The 19688-nt window shown below is 67.2% G+C and carries 3 protein-coding genes; all 3 read right to left on the bottom strand.

What is annotated here, in order from left to right:
- Positions 1-243: 243 nt before the first annotated feature.
- From KY379_RS01780 to KY379_RS01770, 3 genes are read right to left on the bottom strand one after another with little or no spacing between them, the layout of a single operon-like run.
- On the bottom strand, positions 244-6711 hold the full coding sequence (locus KY379_RS01780) for a non-ribosomal peptide synthetase (RefSeq protein ID WP_261240148.1): 6468 nt from the start codon (positions 6709-6711) through the stop codon (positions 244-246).
- The gene (locus KY379_RS01775; protein WP_261240149.1) at positions 6708-13139 is read right to left on the bottom strand and encodes a non-ribosomal peptide synthetase; all 6432 of its coding nucleotides are present in this window, start codon (positions 13137-13139) and stop codon (positions 6708-6710) included. Before KY379_RS01775 ends, KY379_RS01780 begins: the two co-directional genes overlap by 4 nt.
- On the bottom strand, positions 13139-19660 hold the full coding sequence (locus KY379_RS01770; protein ID WP_261240150.1) for a non-ribosomal peptide synthetase: 6522 nt from the start codon (positions 19658-19660) through the stop codon (positions 13139-13141). Before KY379_RS01770 ends, KY379_RS01775 begins: the two co-directional genes overlap by 1 nt.
- Between the last annotated feature and the right edge of the window lie 28 nt (positions 19661-19688).

The following is a 19688-nucleotide window of genomic DNA, read 5'->3' as shown; positions in this document are numbered from 1 at the left end:
TCACTGCCGGTGCGCGGCGCCGGCATGGGTTGGGGGTGGGCCATGGCCGGGCGCAGGGCCCGCCTGGCTCATTAATCAGAGGACGAAAGGTGGGGGGCTTTCTTTAGGTTGCTGGCCGCTTCCGCCGTTACCGAGGGCGCAGGTGTTGCGGTCTATCGAGCGCCGCGGGGTGTGCGCTTGAGAGGTGTAGTGGCGCACACATCGAGCGCCGCCCACGGCGCTCGATGTGTGCGGTACTACACCTCAGGATTGCTCGAGGCTGGCCAGCAGGTCATCGATCATCGCCGCATCGCCCGTGCCGTTGCTCGCTGCCGGCATGCGGGTCTCGATGTGACTGGCGAGGTCCGCCAAGGTGGCGCAGTCGAACAGCTGCGCCAGGCTCAAACGGACCTGCAACCGCTGCTGAATGCGTGACAGGGCCTGGGTCAACAGCAACGAATGACCACCGAGCTCGAAGAAGTCGTCATCCAGACCAACCCGATCGACCTCCAGCAGCGCCTCCCAGATACCTGCCAGTTCGCCCTGCAATGGCGTTTCCGGCGCGCGGTAAACCCGCGCCTGGACGCTAGGCGCCGGCAGGGCCTTGCGGTCGAGCTTGCCGCTGGGGGTCAACGGCATGGCTGCCAACACCTGCCAATGGGCAGGCACCATGGCATCGGGCAGGGCCTGGCGCACATGCTCGCGCAGCACCTGGGGCAGATTGGTCTGCCCCTGGGCAAGCACCAGGTAGGCCACCAGTTGCGGACCACTACCCAGGTCATGGGCGATGACCGCCACTTCCTCCACTGCAGGATGCTGCTCCAGGCGCGCCTCGATCTCACCCAATTCGATGCGCACGCCACGGATCTTCACCTGATGATCGACCCGCCCGACGTACTCGACCAGGCCGTCCTCGCGCAACCTGGCCAGGTCGCCGCTGCGGTAGAGGCGGCTACCATCGGCGGCGAACGGGTCGGCCATGAAGCGCTCGGCGGTGAGACCCGGGCGCCGGTGATAACCGCGACCGACGCCACGACCGGCAATCAGCAACTCGCCCACGACCCCGGGCGGCAGCAGGTTGAACTGGCTGTCGACGATGTACAGGCGCGTGTTGTCTATCGCTGTGCCGGTGGGCACCTCCCCGGCATCACCCTGCCAGGTATGCCAGGCCACCACATCGGTGCACTCGGTGGGCCCATAGCTGTTGTGCACCGTCGGCGGCGCCGGCAGGTGGGCCAGGTGGGTGCGCAACTGTTCGCCACGGATCGGCTCGCCCCCCAGGAACACCTGGCGCAGGCTCGCCAACTGCTCGGTAGTACCGAGGTCGAGCAACGGATAGAACGTACTGGGGGTGCAGTTGAGCGCGGTGATCGCCTGCTCGGCGATCTGCGTCACCAGCGCCAGTGGTTGGTAACCCGGCGCCGCCATGTGCACCTGGCCACCGCCAAGCAGCGGCGCGAAGAGGTTTTTCTGGGTGAGGTCGAACGCCGGCGACGTCATCACCAGGAAGCGCTCCTGCGCGCCGATGTCGAACTCGCGCGAATACCACTGCAGCAGGTTGGCGAAGCCTTCGCGGGTCACCCCGGCGCCTTTCGGCTGGCCGGTGGAGCCGGAGGTATAGATCAGGTACAGCGCAGACTCGGGCCCGGCCAGCGGTGCCAGATCATCGCTGGCGAGGCCGGCCAGGGCCGGCTCGTCACGGTCCAGGCACAGCAGTCGGTCCGCCGCCAGCGGCAGGCGTTCGGCCAGCCAACTCTGGCTCAGCACCAGCGCGGCGCCACTGTCGGCGAGCATATAGGCCAGGCGCTCGGGCGGGTAGTCCGGGTCCAGCGGCAGATAAGCGCCGCCGGCTTTGATCACGGCCATCAACGCCACCAGCAAGGCAGAGGAACGCTCCATCGCCACACCCACCAATACCCCAGGTGCTACACCGCGGCGGCGCAACTGGCGTGCCAGGCGGTTGGCCCTAACGTTGAGCTGGGCATAGCTGAGCGTCTCGCTGGCGCAGGCCACGGCGACTGCATCTGGACTGCGCGCCACCTGGGCCTGGAACGCCAGGCTCAGACACTCGCTGCGATTGCTGCGCGGCGCCGGGTTGTAATCCAACACCCGCGCCTGGCCCGGCGCGTCGAGCAGTTGCAGGTTGCCGACGGCCAGCTCTGGCGTCGCCAGCATCTGGTCCAACAGGTGCAACAGCTGCACTTGCAGGGCCTGGACCTGGGGCGCGTCGAACGCTTCACGGCGGTAGCCGAAGACGATTTCCAGGGCCGCGCCGGCGTGCACGGTCAGCGTCAGCGGGTAATGGCTGGCTTCGCTGTTGTGCACCTGACTCAGGCGCAGCTCGGCACTGCTGCGTTCGCGCAAGGCCTGGTCGACCGGGAAGTTCTCGAACACGATCAGGCTGTCGAACAAGGCCTGGCCGCCCTGCCCGGCCCAGCTCTGCAACTGGTACAGCGGCGTGTGCTGGTGCTCGCGCAGACTCAGGTTGCAGGCCTGGAGTTGCTGCAGCCATTGGCCGAGCGACAGGGCGCTGGGTACGGTCTGGATCAGCGGCAGGGTGTTGATGAACAGGCCGAGCATGTCCTGGGCACCGGCCAGGTCATGGGGACGTCCAGCCACGGTGGCGCCGACGCACACCGTCGGCTGGCCGGCGTGACGTTGCAGCAAGACCAGCCAGGCTGCCTGGATCAGGGTATTGAGGGTCACCCCTGCGTCTTTGGCCAGCACCTGCAGCTGTTCACTGCGTGCCGCACCGAAGGCGCAGTGCCACTGAGCGAAGCCGTGGCCGTCGTGGCCACGCCCTACGGCGCCGGCCAGCAACGTGGGTTGTTCCAGCTCAGCCAGGTAGTGGCGCCAGAAACGTTCGCTGGCGGCGTCATCCTGGGCCTGCAACCAGGCCAGGTAGTGGCGGAACGGCTGTGCCGGGCGTTCCGGCGCCTGGCCCTGGTAGGCCTGGAGCACTTCATTGACCAACTGCGCCGTGCTCCAGCCGTCCATGAGGATATGGTGGCTGGTCCAGATCAGCTGGTGCATGCCCTGCCCCAGGTCCACCAGCAGCAGGCGCTGCAGCGGGGGCCGCGCCAGGTCGAAGCCTTTGTCGCGTTCGGCCTGGGCCAGTTCGGCGAGGGCCTGCTCGGTAATCTCGCGGCGCGACCAGTCCAACACCCCGACCGGTGCCGTGACCGTGGCCAACACCAGTTGCAGCGGCTCTTCCAGCTCGCCATCGCTGGCCAGAAAAGCACTGCGCAGCGCCGTATGCCGACCGATGGCCTGCTGCCAGGCCGCCGCCAGACGCGCAGGGTTCATGCCTTCGACACGCACGCTGAGCTGGTTGATGTACAGCCCCTGCTCGGGGCTCTGCAAGGCATGGAACAGCATGCCCTGCTGCATCGGCGACAGCGGGTAGACATCCTCGAACTCGCCATGGCGAGCGCGCAGGCTGGCCAGCTGTTGCGCATCGAGCGTCAACAGCGGTCGTTCCAGATCGATGGCAGCTTCCGCCTGCACGGTGTCCGCAGCCGCTGCCAGGGCCGCCAGGGTCTGGTGCTGGAAGACCTGCTTGGGCGTCAATGCAAGGCCGGCCTCACGGGCCTGCGCGACCATCTGGATCGACAGGATCGAATCGCCACCCAGGTCGAAGAAGTTGTCGTCGGCGCCCACCTGGCCGACGTGCAAAAGGCCCTGCCAGATCGCCGCCAGACTTTGCTGGGCAGGCCCCACGGGGGCTGTGAAAGCGCTGTCGCGCAGCTCCAGGTCGGGGGCTGGCAAGGCCAGACGGTCGAGCTTGCCATTGGGGGTCAGCGGCATCTGGGCGAGGAACACGAAATGGGCCGGCATCATGTGTTCCGGCAGGCATCCCTGCAGGTGCCGGCGCAACGGAGCCGCGTCGTGGGCGTCGGCGCACAGGTAGGCTACCAACTGCTTGCCCTGGGCAGCATCGCGGGCGATCACGGCCACTTCCTGGACACCGGCTACCTCACGCAGGCGTGCCTCGATTTCACCCAGCTCGATGCGGAACCCGCGCACCTTGACCTGGTGATCCACCCGCTCGAGGTACTCCAGTTGTCCGTCGTGGCGCTGACGCACCCGATCACCCGTGCGGTACAGGCGTTGGCCAGGAGCGCCGAAAGGATCGGCGATGAAACGCTCGGCGCTCAGCCCCGGACGCTGCAGGTAGCCCCGCGCCAGACCGGCACCGCCGATGTACAGCTCGCCGGCGACCCCGGCGGGCTGGCGGTTGAGCTCATCGTCCAGCACGTACAGCTGGGTATTGTCCAACGGTTTGCCGAGCCAGACCTTGTCCGAGTCCACTCGCTGCACCGCCGACCAGATGGTGGTCTCGGTCGGCCCATACAGGTTCCACAACGCTCCACCACAGGCACGCAGGCGTGCCGCCAGGTCAGCGTCGAGCGCCTCGCCGCCGCACAGCAGCTTGCGCCCCTGGAGCAGCGCTCCCCCCTCCCCGGCCAGCAGCATGCGCCAGGTCGAGGGCGTGGCCTGGAGAATGCTGACACCGTGGGCCTGGACCTCGCCCAGCAAGCGCTGCGGGTCGCGCGCGCAGTCGCGGTCGACCAGTAACAGCCGCGCGCCATGCAGCAGCGGCAGGTACAGCTCCAGCGCGGCGATGTCGAACGACAGCGAGGTCAGGCCGAGCACACAATCGCTGGCGACGATGCCGGGTTCGCGGGCCATGCTGGCGAGGAAATTGACCACCCCAGCATGACGCACCATGACGCCCTTGGGCTTGCCGGTGGAACCGGAGGTGTAGATGCAGTAGGCCAGCGTGTCGGCACTCTGTGCCAAGGCCAGGGCGGTGTCAGGCTGCGCCGCGAGCATTGCATGATCGCGGTCCAGGCACAACGCCCGCGCCGGGATCGAGGCGAGGTTCGCGAGCACGGCACTTTCAGTGACCAGCCACGCCGCCGCGCTGTCCTCGAGCATGTAAGCCAGGCGCTCGGCCGGATAGCTCGGGTCCAGTGGCAGGTAGGCGCCGCCGGCCTTGAGGATGCCCAGGAGCGCCACCGGCAGTTCCAGCGAGCGCTCCAGGGCCACCGCCACCAGGTCATCGGGGCCCACGCCCCAGGCGGCCAGTTGGTGAGCCACGCGGTTGGCCCGCCGATCCAGCTCGGCGTAGCTCAGGCGCTGCCCGCCACACTGCACCGCACAGGCATCCGGCGTGCGCGCGGCCTGGGCCTCGAACAGGCTGTGCAGGCAGGCGTCGGGAAAGGTCCGGTCGGTGGCATTGAACGCCTCCTGCCAAGCCGGAGTGCGCGCCAGCCCCAGCTCGCCGACCACCGCCTGAGGCTGCTCGACCAGCTGCTCCAGAATGCCCAGGTAGTCGTCTGCCATTGCCTGTACGGTGACGGCATCGAACAGCTCCACCGGGTAGGTGAACAGCGCCGACAGGTGGCCTTGGCTGTCCTCTTCGGTGTCCAGGGCCAGGTCGAAGCGCGCGCTGCGCTGGAGCTGGACGAACGGCTCGAGCGCCAGCCCTGGCAACTGCTCGAAGGCATCCAACTGGCGCTGCTGGTGATTGAACATGACCTGGAACAACGGGCTGCGGTTGAGGCTGCGCTGACCGTGCAGGGCATCGACCAGCTGTTCGAACGGCAGGTCCTGGAAGCTCTGGCCTTGGCGCGCCGCTTCGCCGACCTGGGCCAGGAGCTGACGCAGTGGCTGACGCGGATCGAGCTGCGTGCGCAGCACCTGGGTATTGACGAACAGGCCGATCAGGCCTTGGGTTTCCTGGCGCTGACGGTTGGCGATGGGCACCCCCACCAGCAGGTCACGCTGGCCGCTGTAGCGCCACAGCAACACGTTGAAAGCACACAACAACACGCTGAACAGGCTGATCTGCTCAGTACGAGCCATCGCCCGCAACGCTTCGGTGAGCGAAGGCGACAACGGCAGTGCCAGGCTCCCCCCGGCCAGGCTCGGCTGCAGGCGCCGCGGGTGGTCCAGGGGCAGCTCAAGCACACCGCAATGCCCGGCGAGTTGTTGTCGCCAGTAAACGAGCTGGCGCTCGCCTTCACCGGCGCGCAGCAGGCTGCGCTGCCACAGGGTGTAATCCTTGTATTGCACCGATAGTTCAGGCAAGTCGGCATCGCCGCGGTAGAGCGCCGCGAACTCGTTGATCAGCACATTCAGCGACCAGCCATCGGCGATGATGTGGTGCAAGGTCAGCAGCAGCACGTGGTCGTCATCGGCCAGGCGCAGCAAGCCGACCCGCAGCAGCGGGCCCTCCGCCAGGTCGAAGGGGCGCTCGGCCTCTTCGCGGGCCAGGGCCTCGGCGCGGCCACTGCGCTCGCTGGCCGGCAAATGGGACAGGTCTTCGACACAGAGGGTCAGCGGCGCCGGCGCATCGATATGCTGGCGCGCCTGCCCGGCGTTGGCCGGGAACCGCGTGCGCAGTGCCTGGTGGCGCGCCACCAAAGCATCGAAGGCCTGCTGCAGGCGGGCTTGATCGAGCGCGCCGCGCAGCCGCAGGTTGCTGGCGATGTTGTAGGCCGGGCTGTACGGCTCCAGCTGCCAGAGGAACCACAGCCGCTGCTGGGCATGGGACAGTGGCAAATCGTCGGTACGCGGCGAGGCGACGATCGGCAGTTTGCCGATGGCGATGCCCCGCTCGTTCAATTGGCCGAGGAATACCTGTTGCTTGTCTTCGCTCAAGGCGCTGGCACGCCGGGCAATGTCGTGCAGGGCTTGGGCCTGCTGGGCCAGGGAAGTGCTCATGGGTTTTGCTCCAGCTCGGCCAGCAGTGCGGCCATGCTATCGAGTTCGCCACCAAGATCGGCGGCAGCCAGTTCCTGCTCCACGCGCTGCGCCAGGGCCGCCAGGCTGCCGGCCTCGAACACGCACCGCAGCGGCAGCTCGATCAACAGCGCCTGGCGGATGTCGGCAGCCATACGGGTGGCCAGCAACGAGTGCCCACCGAGGGCGAAGAAGTCATCGTCCAGCCCGACCCGCTCGACCTTGAGCAAGGTTTGCCAGATATCCGCCAGTTGCCGTTGCACCGGGGTTTCCGGTGCCTGGTAGCGCGCTTCGCTATGCCACTGCGGCGTCGGCAAGGCGCGGCGTTCGAGCTTGCCGTTGGCGCTGAGGGGTAACTGCGCCAGGGCGACGAACACGCTGGGCAGCATGTACTCGGGCAGGTGCTCGCGCAGTTGGCTGCGCAACGCCTGGCCCAGGCCCTGCTCGTCCAGGCCGGTGACCACGTATGCCACCAGGTGTTGTCCGGTAGGGCCTTGCAGAGCCAGCACGACGGCATCTTCAATGCCCTCGCAGCGCCGCAGTTGCGCCTCGATCTCGCCCAGTTCGATGCGCAAGCCGCGCAGCTTGACCTGGTGGTCGCAACGTCCGGCGTACTCGATGGCGCCGTCGGCGCGGTAGCGGGCCAGGTCACCGGTGCGGTAGAGCCGCGAACCAGGTGCGCCGAAGGGGTTGGCGACGAAGCGTTCGGCGGTCAGGCCTGGGCGACCGAGGTAGCCACGCGCCAGGTTGTCACCGCCGATGTACAGTTCGCCAATGACGTTGAGCGGCTGGGGCTGCAGCCGCGCGTCGAGCACGTAGAGCTGGGTGTTGTCGATCGGGCGGCCGATCGGAACGCTGTCGCGGCCGTCGCTGCGGCAGGTCCAGTGGCTGACGTCGATCGCTGCCTCGGTGGGGCCATACAGGTTGTACAGCTGGGCCTGGGGCAGGCGCGCCAGTACCTGGTCCTGCAGCCCCGCTGCCAGCGCCTCGCCACTGCAGACGATGCGCGTCAGGCTCGGCAGCGCCGGCAACTGCGCCTGAGCCATGAACGCCTGCAGCATCGAAGGCACGAAGTGCAAGGTGGTCACGTCGTATTGGCGAATGCGCCGGGCCAGGCACTCGGGGTCCTGGTGCTCGCCCGGGCCGGCCAGGGCCAGCCGAGCGCCGGTCATCAACGGCCAGAAGAACTCCCACACCGAGACATCGAAGCCGAACGGAGTCTTCTGCAACACGCAGTCGTCGACGCCCAGTCGGTAGGCCGCCTGCATCCAGGCCAGGCGGTTGGCCAAAGCTGCATGGCTGTTGCCCGCGCCCTTGGGCTGGCCGGTGGAGCCGGAGGTGTAGATCACGTAGGCCAATTGCTCCGGAGCCATCGCCGGCGCCGGGGCATCGACCGCTTCATCGTCGCAAGGCTGGCCGAGGTCGAGCACTTGCACGCCGTCGGGCAGCGGCAAATCGGCCAGCAGTGCGGGCTGCGCCAGGAGCAGTCGAATCCCGCTGTCGGCGACCATGTAAGCCAGGCGCTGGGCTGGGTAGTCCGGGTCGAGCGGCAGATAGGCGGCGCCAGCCTTGAGGATCGCCAACAGGCCGACCACCATTTCCAGCGAGCGCTGTGCAGCGATGCCGACCACCACCTCCGGCCCGGCGCCAAGACGCACCAAACGCCGGGCCAACTGGTTGGCGCGCCGCTCGAGTTCGCCATAGCTCATGCGCTGCTCGCCCATGAGCAATGCGGTGGCATCGGGACTGCGACGGGCCTGGGCAGCGATGGCATGGTGCACGTACAACGGTTGCGGCGCTTCGCGCTGCGGGCCGCAAGCCAGCGCCAGCAAACGCTCGCGTTGAGCCGGGTCGGCCAGTTGGAAGTCATCCAGGGCTTGGCTCGGGCGGCTCAGCACCTGGTTGAGCAACTCGACGAAATGCCCGGCCAGGCGCTCGATGCTGGCGGCTTCGAACAGGTCGCAAGCGTAGCCGAAGGTCAGGCGCAGGCCTCCGTCGGCGCGCTCTTCGCTGTGCAGCATGAGATCGAACTGGGTGGTCTGGCTGTGCGGCTCGAGTACCTCGACGTCCAGCCCTTCGATACCCTGCAAGGCTTGGGAGCGCAGGCGCGTGTGGTTGTACATGGCCTGGAACAGCGGATTGTGACTGAGGCTGCGCTGCGGGTTGAGCGCTTCGACCAGTTGTTCGAAGGACAGGTCCTGGTGCTCCTGGGCGGCCAGCACGCTGGTCTTCACCTGGGCCAGCAATTGTTCGAACGATTGCTCGCCCTGCAACTGCCCGCGCAACACCTGGGTGTTGACGAAAAAGCCCAGCACGCCTTCGAGCTCGACCCGATTGCGGTTGGCCACTGGTACACCGATGCGCAGGTCGTGCTGGCCAGTGCAGCGGAACAGCAGCAGCTCGAACGCTGCCAGGAGCAACATGAACAGGCTGTCGCCCCGTGCCTGGGCCAGGCTGCGCAGGCCTTCGACCATCGCCGGCGCGAGGTGCACCCGGTGCTGGGCGCCACGGTAGCTCTGCTGCGCCGGACGCGGGTGGTCGCAGGGCAGTTGCAACACCGGCTGCTCGCCGGCCAGGGTGTCCTGCCAGTAGCGCAATTGGCGTTGCGCCTCGTCGCTGCCGAGGGTATCGCGCTGCCAGGCGACGAAGTCCTGGTACTGCAGCGCCAGCGCTGGCAGTTGCGGCGCCTGGCCTTGGCTAAGACGGGCGTAGCAGTGGCTGAACTCCTCGGTCAGCAGGTTCATGGTCCAGCCATCGGCGACGATGTGGTGGATGACGATCGACAGCACGTGTTCCTGCTCGCCGCAGGCCAGCAGGTTCAGGCGCAACAGCGGGCCGCTGGCCAGGTCGAACGGCTGCGCGGCGTAGGCCTGCAGGCGTTGCTGCAAGGCCTGCGGATCGCTCAGGGTGTCGACGTCGAGCTGCGGCACCTGGGGCTCGCCGATGAACTGTCGGGGCTGGCCTTCTACCTCGCGGAAGGTGGTACGCAGCCCTTCATGGCGTGCCACCAGGTGGGCGAAGGCGCCATGCAATGCCTGCCGATCGAGTGGCCCGCGTAGGCGCAGCGCTGCGGCGATATTGTACGCGCTGCTGGTCGGCGCCATCTTCCACAGGAACCACAGGCGTTGCTGGCCCAGCGACAACGGCCCTTGCTGACGGTCACCGGTATGCGCGGCGATGCTCACCACCGGCGCGGCTGTTGGCTGGCTGAACAGCAGGGCCAATTGCTCGATGGTCTGCTTCTCGAACAGCTGCTTGGGCGAAAGCTTGAAGCCCAGTTTGCGCGAGCGGGCAATGATCTGCAGGCTGAGAATGGAGTCGCCACCCAGTTCGAAGAAGTTGTCGGTGACCCCCACCCGCGGCAGCTTGAGCACGTTCGCCCAGACCTCGGCCATGCTCGCCTCGACCGGATTGCGGGGTTCGACGAACTGCGCCTGGGCCTGCTCCGGCGCGGGCAAGGCGCGGCGGTCGAGTTTGCCGTTGGCCGTCAGCGGCATGGCCTCCAGCTGTTGCCACAGGGCCGGCTGCTGATAATCCGGCAGCTGCGCCTGCAACGCCTGTTGCACGCTGGCCAGACGGGTGTCGTCGGCCAGCACGCACCAGGCCACCAACTGCAGGCTGCCGGTACTGCCAGGACACGCCAGGACCACGGCGTCGAGCACGCCCGCTACGCCCTTGAGGGCCTGAGTGATGTCGTTGAGCTCGACGCGATAGCCACGGATCTTGACCTGGTCGTCGCTACGTCCGAGGAACTCCAGCAGGCCGTCGCGACGATTGCGCACGCGGTCGCCGGTGCGGTACAGGCGCTGGCCATTGCCGCCGGGGTCGGCAATGAAACGCTCGGCGGTGAGGCCCGGCTGGCCGAGGTAACCATCGGCAAGCCCCGCGCCGCCGATGTACAGCTCACCGATGGCATTGACCGGCACCGCGTTGAGATCGTCGTCGAGCACCTTGGCCCGGCAGTTGGCCAGCGGCAGACCGAGCAAGGCGGTGGCGCTATCGGTCTGGCGCTCGCCCACCTCGCCCACCAGTACGCCGACCGTGGTTTCGCTCGGGCCGTAGTGGTTGATCAGGCGGCAGCCTGGTGCCAGCCGGCGAATCTGCGCCACCAGTTCCCAATCGCAGGCTTCGCCGCCGCTGATGAGCGCGTGCCAGGGCAGTACGGCCGGGTTGTCGGTGGCCTGCAGCAGGCCACGCAGGTGGCTGGGTACGATCTTCAGCACGCCCACCCTCTCGCGGCTCATGTACTCAGCGAAGGCTTCGGCGTCGGCGCATTGGCGGTCATCGAGCAGGTGCAAGGTACGCCCGCTGCAGAGCGCGCCGAACAGCACCGTGTGGCCAAGGTCGGCGGCCACGCTGGAGACCATTGCCATGCTCGCCTCGGGCGCCAGGGCCGTGCGCTGCAGCAGCGCCTGCACATAGTTGTTCAGGGCCCGGTGGCTGACCCGCACGCCCTTCGGCTGGCCGGTCGAACCGGAGGTGAAGATGGCGTAGGCGGCCTGCTGCGGGTGCCGCACGCCGACAGCGGGATGTTCGCCGGCCTGGCGCCAGGTATCGCTGCGCAGGTCGATACGCTGGACGCCAGGGACATCGGCAACCGCGTCGGTGTCCACCAGCAACCAGCGTGCGGCACTCTGCCCGGCGACCTGGGCCAGACGCGCGGCGGGCAATTGCGGGTCCAAGGGTACGTAGGCCGCGCCGCTCTTGAGCACGCCAAGCAGGGCCATGACCCAACGCGAGGAGCGCGGCAGAGCGATCAGCACCGGTTCGTCCGCGTCCACTCCCTGGGTTTGCAGGTAGTACGCCAGGCGATTGGCCTGGGCATCGAGCTCGGCGAAGCTCAACGTCTGCTCGCTGCATTTCACCGCCACTGCCTGAGCGCGTTGCTGGCACTGCGCATCCCAGGCTTGCAGAACATGGCTGTAGTCCGGGGTCAGCGCCGGGCCGACCAGGCCTTCGTCACTGGGCCGATGCTCGGCCATGGCCCACAGCGGCTCGGCAGGCTGGCGCACGAGATCGCCAAGCAGCGCCACGAACTCGCAGGCCAGGCTTTCGATGCTGCCCACCTCGAACAGGTCGCGGGCATAGGTGAATGCGCCCTGCACACCTTGGGCGGTATCGGTGAGGTCCAAAGCCAGGTCGAAGTGCGCGCCCAGGTGCTGGCTGGGCCAGCGGGTCATGCTCAGGCCTTGGGGCGCCGGCAGGCTGGACACATCGAAACCGTAGTTGAACTTCACCTGGAACAGCGGGTTGTGACTCAGGCTGCGCTCAGGTTGCAGGGCTTCGACCAGGCGTTCGAACGGTAGGTCCTGATTGGCCTGGGACGCCACGGAAGCCTGGTGCACCTGCTGCAGCAACTGACGGAACGTCTGCCGGCTGTCGATCTGGGTACGCAGCACCAGGGTGTTGACGAAAAAGCCCACCACGCCTTCGGTTTCCAGGCGGTTGCGGTTGGCCACCGGAACCCCGATGCGCAGGTCGTGCTGACCGCTGTAGCGGTACAACAGCAAGTTGAACGCCGCCAGCAGGATCACGAACAGGGTCACGTCCTCGGCCTTGGCCAAGGTCTTCAAGCGGTTGCTCAGGTCGGCATCCAGAGCGATGTCGACACTGCCGCCACGGGCGCTGAGCTGGGCTGGACGCGGGTGGTCCAAGGGCAGTTGCAGCAACGGATGCTGGTCGCCCAGTTGCTGGCGCCAGTAGGCCAGCTGACGGTCGCTCTCGCCGGCATCCAGCCATTCGCGCTGCCAGTGGGCATAGTCGGCGTACTGGATCGGCAATGCTGCCAAGGCGGGCTCGGCCTCGGCGTTGAAGGCATCGTAGACGCGGGCGAATTCCTTGAGGAAGACGTCCACCGACCAACCATCGGCGATGATGTGATGCAGTGTCACCAGCAGCAGGTGGTCATTGTCGTTGAAACGCACCAGCTGCAGGCGCAGCAGCGGGCCGTGACGCAGGTCGAACGGCGCCAGTGCCTCGCGCTCGGCTAACCCGGCAGCCTGGGGTTCGGCATCGTCCAGCGCCAGATGGCTGAGGTCGACGAGCGCCATGGGTACCTGCAGGTGCGGGTGAATGACCTGGACATCGGCCTCGTCGCGGTGGTCGAAGGTGGTACGCAGGGCTTCGTGGCGCGCCACCAGGTAGTCGAAGGTGCGTTGCACCAGGGCGGTGTCCAGCGGGCCCTGGATACGCAGCGCACCGGGGATGTTGTAGGCGCTGCCATCCGGGTCGAGCTGCCAGAGGAACCACAGCCGCTGCTGGGCGAACGAGAGCGCCAGAGGCTGCTCGCGATCGAGCGTCGGAATCGGCAGCTGGGCGTGCAAATCGATGCCCTTCTTGGCCAGCACCGCGATCAAGGCTTTGCGCTGGATGGGCGACAAGCCCTTGAGTGAATCCAGGAGTGCGTTCATCAGTTCGTTCCTTGCGTGGCGCTCTCGGCCAACTGCATCAAGTCTTCCTCGGACAGCCCTTGCAGGGCTTGCAAGGCGGCGGCCACCTCGGCGCTGAGGTGCTCGCTGGACAACCGCTGGCCGCCCAGTTGCTCGACCACCTCGACCAGGGCTCCCAAGTGGCGGGTCTCGAACAGGCTGCGAACCGACAACTTGACCTGCAATTCCTGATTGATCCGCGACACCACCTGGGTGGCCAGCAGCGAGTGGCCGCCGAGTTCGAAGAAGTTGTCGTCCAGGCCTACCCGCTTGATCCCGAGCACTTCCTGCCAGATGGCCGCCACCGCTTGCTGCAGCTCGGTCTCGGCGGCGCGGTACAGGGCCTGGGTCGGCTGTACCTGACTGTCGTGCCCGGCCAGTACCTGGCGATCGAGCTTGCCGTTGGCAGTCAGCGGCAGGGCATCGAGCACCACGATCTGCGCCGGCAGCATGTGCGCCGGCAGGCTTTGCTTGAGTCGCTCGCGCAACAGCGTCGGCAGTTGCTGCCTGCGCCGCGCCAGCAACGGGTTGCTGCTGTGGGTCAACCAGGGGCGGTGCTGACCGGGGGCGCGCACCTGGGTGACCGGGGCCATGGCGTGCAGTGCCGAGCGCTGGGGGTCGATCAGCAGCACATCGAAGTGTCCCGGCGCGCCCTGCTCGCTCCACTGCAGACGCACCTCGTAGCCATGGGCCTCGCCCAGCTCGCAGAAGGCCTGCGGGTCGCTGTCGGGCAACGCCATTTGCTGGAGTTGTGCACGCAGCTGGCCTGCATCGAGGGTCTCGCTTGCACTGTCGATACGCTGCCAGGCCAACAGGTCACGGGCCAGGCGCGGGTTGGCCAGGCCGTCGAGGCGCAGCGCCGGCGGATGCTCGGCGGCCAGCAAGGCACGCAACTCGGCCAACGGCTGATCGCCCAGCCGCCGGCTGTCCAGCACAGGGTTGTCGTTACCCTGGCCCTGCCCGACCTGCAGCACGGCATCGTAGCGATAGGCGCTCAGCTCGTTGTGCCAGGCGCCCCGGCGCAGCTGGATTCTGATACCGCCAAGGCCCTCGACCTGCTCGGCCAACTGAGTGAAGAAAGCCGGTGCCAGGAGCAATTCGTTGTCTTCGGCGATGGCTTTGCGCACGCGGCTTTTCAATTGCTTGAGGGACATCTGGGCCGGGGCTCGCGCCAGTTCCAGCGAGGCATGGAACAGCGGAAGCAGACCGAGGTGGCGAACGTCACCGACGAAGATGTGGCCGCCGGGCGCCACCGCGCTGATGGCGCCCTTGAGTACCTGCACCAGATACTCCACGTCAGGGAAATACTGGGCCACCGAGTTGATCACCACGGTGTCGAAACTGCCCGGCGCCACACCACGAAAATCGGTGGCCTGGCGGTGCGACAGTTGCACATGCTGCAGGGTCGGCTGGGTCTTGGCCCAGGCTCCCAGTTCGGCGATGGCCGAGGCCGAGAAATCGCAGCCCTGGTACACCTCGCACACCGGCGCTAGGTGCTGGGTTAGCAAGCCCACGCCACAACCGATTTCCAGCAGTCGCTCAGGCTTGAGGGCGAGGATGCGCTGCACCGTGGTGTCGAGCCACTCCTGCATCTGCTCGTGGGCGATGGGCTGGTCGTGATAGCTGTCGTTCCAACCGGTGAAGCTCGGTCCGCGCACCTGCTCGGGCATCTCGTAGGTCGCATCGAACACGGTCTGCCACTGATCGAGCAGGGCGTTCTCGGTGGCGGCCTGCTCGTCGGCAAGGCGTGTCTGGTCAGGTACCACGTAGGCTTGCAGGCGCTTGTCGCCACTGGCGTCTTCGCTGACCAGCACCACGGCATCGGTGACCTGCACGGCATCGCGCAGGCGCGCCTCGATCTCGCCGAGCTCGATACGGAACCCGCGTAGCTTGACCTGCTGGTCGGCGCGTCCGAGGTACTGCACCTCACCATTGGCCAGGTAACGGGCCAGGTCACCGCTGCGGTACAGGCGACTGCCAGGCGCGCCGAACGGGTTGGCGACGAAGCGCTCGGCACTGAGCCCCGGGCGGCGCCAGTAGCCGCGAGCCAGGCCGGCACCACCGATGTACAGCTCGCCGATCACCCCTGGTGGCACCGGGTTCATCTGCGCGTCCAGGAAGTACCACTGCAGGTCGGCCAGTGGCTGGCCGATGGGGCTTCCAGGCCGCTCCAGGTCAGCACGGCTCAGCGCCCGCCAGGTGACGTGCACGGTGGTCTCGGTGATGCCGTACATGTTGACCAGGCGCGGACGCTGATCACCGAAGTGATTGAACCAGGGCGTCAGGGTTTCCAGGTCCAGGGCCTCGCCACCGAAGATCACCCAGCGCAGGCTCAGCGCCTGGGCCGGCGCCGCCAGTGCATGGGGGATGAGCTGGCGGAAGGCCGACGGCGTCTGGTTGAGCACCGTGACACCCTCGTCGCACAACAACTGGTAGAACGCCTGCGGCTCTCGGCTGGTGAGGTAGGGCACCAGCAGCAGGCGCCCGCCCAGGGCCAGTGCACCGAAGATTTCCCACACCGAGAAATCGAAGGCATAGGAGTGGAACAGGGTCCAGACGTCACGCGGGCCGAACTGGAATTCGCCCTGGCTGGCCTGCAGCAGGCGCACCACGTTGGCATGGGTCACCGGCACGCCCTTGGGGTTGCCGGTGGAGCCGGAGGTATAGATGCAATAGGCCAGGTCTGCCGGGCTGGCGAGATCTTCCAGGTTGCTGTCGGCGAATGCCTTGCAAGCCTGGGTGTCGTCCAGGCACACCACCTGCAGGCCCGGTTGCACCGCTAACTGGCCGACCAATGCGCGCTGGGTCAGCAGCAGTTCGATGCCGCTGTCCTGCTGCATGTACGCCAGGCGTTCCGCCGGGTAGGCAGGGTCCAGCGGCAGGTAGGCGGCGCCAGCCTTGAGGATGGCCAGCAGACCGACGATCAACTCGCAAGAGCGCTCGGCGGCGATGCCCACCAACATCTGCGGCTTGACCCCGCGGCTCTGCAACAGGCGCGCCAGGCTGTTGGCGCGGGCATTGACCTGGCCATAGGTGAACCGCTCGCGACCGTCGACCACAGCGATGGCCTGTGGGTCGCGGGCCGCCTGGGCCTCGATCAACCGGTGCAGGCAGTGCTGTACCGGGAATTCGCCACACTGGGGGTTCCAGGCCTGCACCAGCGCCTGTTGCGCGACCGGGTCGAGCAAGGGCAGTTGGTCGACCGCAGTATGGGGCTGGTCCACCGCAGCCTGCAGCAGGGTCAACCAATGCTGGGCCATACGCTCGATGGTGCTGGCATCGAACAGGTCGGCGCTGTAGCTGAAGCCGGCGGTCAACTGCCCCTGGGCTTGAGTGGTGTGCAGGATCAGGTCGAATTGGCTGGCCTGCTGGCTGTGGCTGACCTGCTCCAGGCTCAGGCCCGGCAACGACTCGAAGCCTTCCAGGCGTTGCCATTGATGATCGTAGGCCACCTGGAACAACGGGTTGTAACCCAGGTCACGGCCTGGCTGCAGGACTTCCACCAGACGCTCGAACGGCAGGTCCTGGTGGGCCTGGGCTTGCAGGGCGACATCACGCACCTGGGCGAGGAAATCGATGAAACGAGGGCTAACGGACAGGTCGGCGCGCAGCACCAGCATGTTGACGAAGAAGCCGATCAAGCCCTCGGTTTCCACCCGGTTACGGTTGGCCACGGTGCTGCCGACGCGGATGTCGGTCTGGCCGCTGTAGCGTGCGAGCAGCACCTGGAAGCTGGCCAGCAGCACCATCGGCAGGGTCAGTTGGCAGCGCTCGCCCAGGTCCTTCAGCGCGGCGCTGAGCGCCGCAGGCAGTTGCAACGTCACCTGGCCACCCTTGCCGCTTGGCCGCACTGGACGGGGACGGTCGCTGGGCAGGGCCAGCAGCGGTTGTTCGCTGCCCAGGCGCTGGCGCCAGTAGCGCAACTGGCGGGCACATTCTTCGCCCTGCAGCCATTGTTGCTGCCAGGCGGCGAAATCGGCGTACTGAATGCGCAACGGTTTCAGGCGCGGCGCCTGCTGCTGGGCGGCGGCGCGGTACAGCTCGGCGATTTCGGCGCTGAGGATGTTCATCGACCAGCCGTCGGCGACGATGTGCTGGATGCTCAGCAACAGTTGATGGCGCTGGTCGTCCAGTTGCAACAGACGAGCCCGTAGCAGTGGGCCATGTTCCAGGTCGAAAGGCGTCTGCGCCTGCACTTGGTCCCAGTGTGCCAATTGCTGTTGCAGGGCATCGCCCGCCAGACCGCGCAGATCCACCACCGGCAGCGCTACCGGGGCCAGCGGTGCAAGGTGTTGCTGCAGGCCCTGTTCGGTTTCGGTGAAGCGGCTACGCAGCACCTGGTGACGCTCGACCAGGGCCGTCAGGGCCTGGGCCATGCGCGCCACGTCCAGCTCACCGCGCAGGCGCAGCGCACCGGAAATGGTATAGGCGCTGTTGTGCGGGTCCAGCTTCCACATGAACCACATACGCTGCTGGGCCGGCGACAGCGGTCGCGGCGCCTGCTCGGGCAGCGCGGCTATCGCTGCCGCTGCGCCGCCGGCCTTGCCTGGGGCGAAGGCCGGCAGACGCTCGACGAATGCGCCGAGGGTGGGCGCTTCGAACAGGGTGGCCAACGCCACCTCGATGCCCAACTGGTCACGCAGGCGCGCCAGCAACTGCACCGCACTGATCGAGTTGCCGCCCAAGGCGAAGAAGTGCGCGTCCCGCTCGGTGGGCACCTGTTCGAGCACTTCGCCCCACAACGCGGCCACTTGCTGCTGCCGTGCATCCAGCGCCGATGCCGGCTCGCTCTGCGCCTGGGGCGCCGCGCCAGCCAGATAGACGTGATAGCTGGCCAGGCTACCGGCCTGCCATTGCGCGTGACACGCCGAGCGCTGCAGCTTGCCGCTGGAGGTTTTCGGCAATGCGCCGGGCTCGAGCAGAATGACCAGGGCCGGGGCCTGCTGGCACACCTCTGCCACGCATTCGGCAATGCCCTGGACCAGCGCTTGGGCGCTGACCAGCTTGCGTGTGCCACGGCCGATCTCCACGGCGATGCCAATGGCTTCGCTGCCCTGGTGAGTGAAGGGGAAGGCAGCGATGCGCCCCTTGCGCAACACGTCCAGGGAAAGCTCAAGGTGGCTTTCGATGTCTTGCGGGTAGAGGTTCTGGCCGCGGATGATCAGCATGTCTTTCAAACGTCCGGTGATGAACACCTCGTCTTCATGCATGAAGGCCAGGTCGCCGGTACGCAGCCAGGTGCAACCGTCGCGCTCGACGAAGGTGCTGGCGGTGGCCTGCGGGTTGTTCCAGTAGCCCCGGGCGATGCTCGGACCACTGGTCCAGAGTTCGCCGACCTGGCCAACCGGCAGCGCTTGCAGGGTGCGGGTGTCGATCACCTGTACGCGGTGCTCGGGCTGGCTGCGCCCACAGCTGATCAGGGCGATTTCCTCGCCGGCTTCGAAGCGATTGGCCGCCAACGCCTGCGCCGAACCGCGCAACTGGCGAATGCCCTGCCCCGCCTGGCCACCGGCAACGAACAAGGTGGCCTCGGCCAGTCCATAGCTGGCGAAATAGGACTGCGGATCGAAGCCCTGCCCGGCGAACTGCTCGGCAAACCGTGCCAGGGTTTGCGCCCGGATCGGCTCGGAGCCGGAATAGGCCACCCGCCAACGGCTCAGGTCCAGCCCCTGGCACGCCGCCTCGGTGATGCGCTCGCAGCACAGCCGGTAGGCGAAATCGGGCCCGCCACTGATGGTGCCGGCATAACGGTCGATGGCTTCCAGCCAGCGCAGCGGGCGCTCGAGGAAATACTTGGGCGACATCAGCACACAGGGCACGCCACTGTAGATGGGCTGCAGCAAGCCGCCGATCAGGCCCATGTCGTGGAACAACGGCAACCAGCTGACGATCACGTCGCCGTCGCCGATGGAAAAGCCATGCCGGATCAGTTTCTCGTTGGCCAGCAGGTTGCCGTGGCTGACCTCGACGCCCTTGGGCGTCGAGGTGGAACCGGAGGTGTACTGCAGGAAGGCAATGTCATCTGGCGATGGCAGCACCGCTTGCCAGGCATCGGCGCACCCAGGATCGATGCCATCGACGGCCAACAGTTCGAGGTCGCGACCTGCGCAGACCGTGGCCAAGGCCGGCAGCAGCGCCTGCTCGCTGAGCACCACCCGTGGTGCGGCGTCCTGGAGGATGGACTGCAGACGCTGCAGATGCTGGTCACGGGTGGACTCCGGTGGATAGGCCGGCACGGCGATCACGCCGGCGTACAGGCAACCGAAGAACGCCGCCACATAATCGATGCCGCTGGGCAGCAACAACAGGGCACGATCGCCTGGGCGGGCCTGGTCCGCCAGGGTGGCGGCAACGGCGCGCGCCTGGCGGTCGAGCGCCTGGTACGTCAGCGGGGTTTCACTGCCTTCGGCGAGAAACCGCAGGGCAACCGTCTGCGGCGATTCACTGGCGCGCAGCGACAGAATCTCCACCAGCGTGGCAGCGGCATCGAAACGGGAATTCATGGCATCACCTGTAATGACGCAGGTGTCG

Origin of the sequence: Pseudomonas sp. HD6422, from assembly GCF_025377065.1 — a bacterium.
Lineage (GTDB): Bacteria > Pseudomonadota > Gammaproteobacteria > Pseudomonadales > Pseudomonadaceae > Aquipseudomonas > Aquipseudomonas putida_U.
Note: the sequence above shows the minus strand (reverse complement) of the source record. Positions and strands in the feature narration are given on the sequence as shown.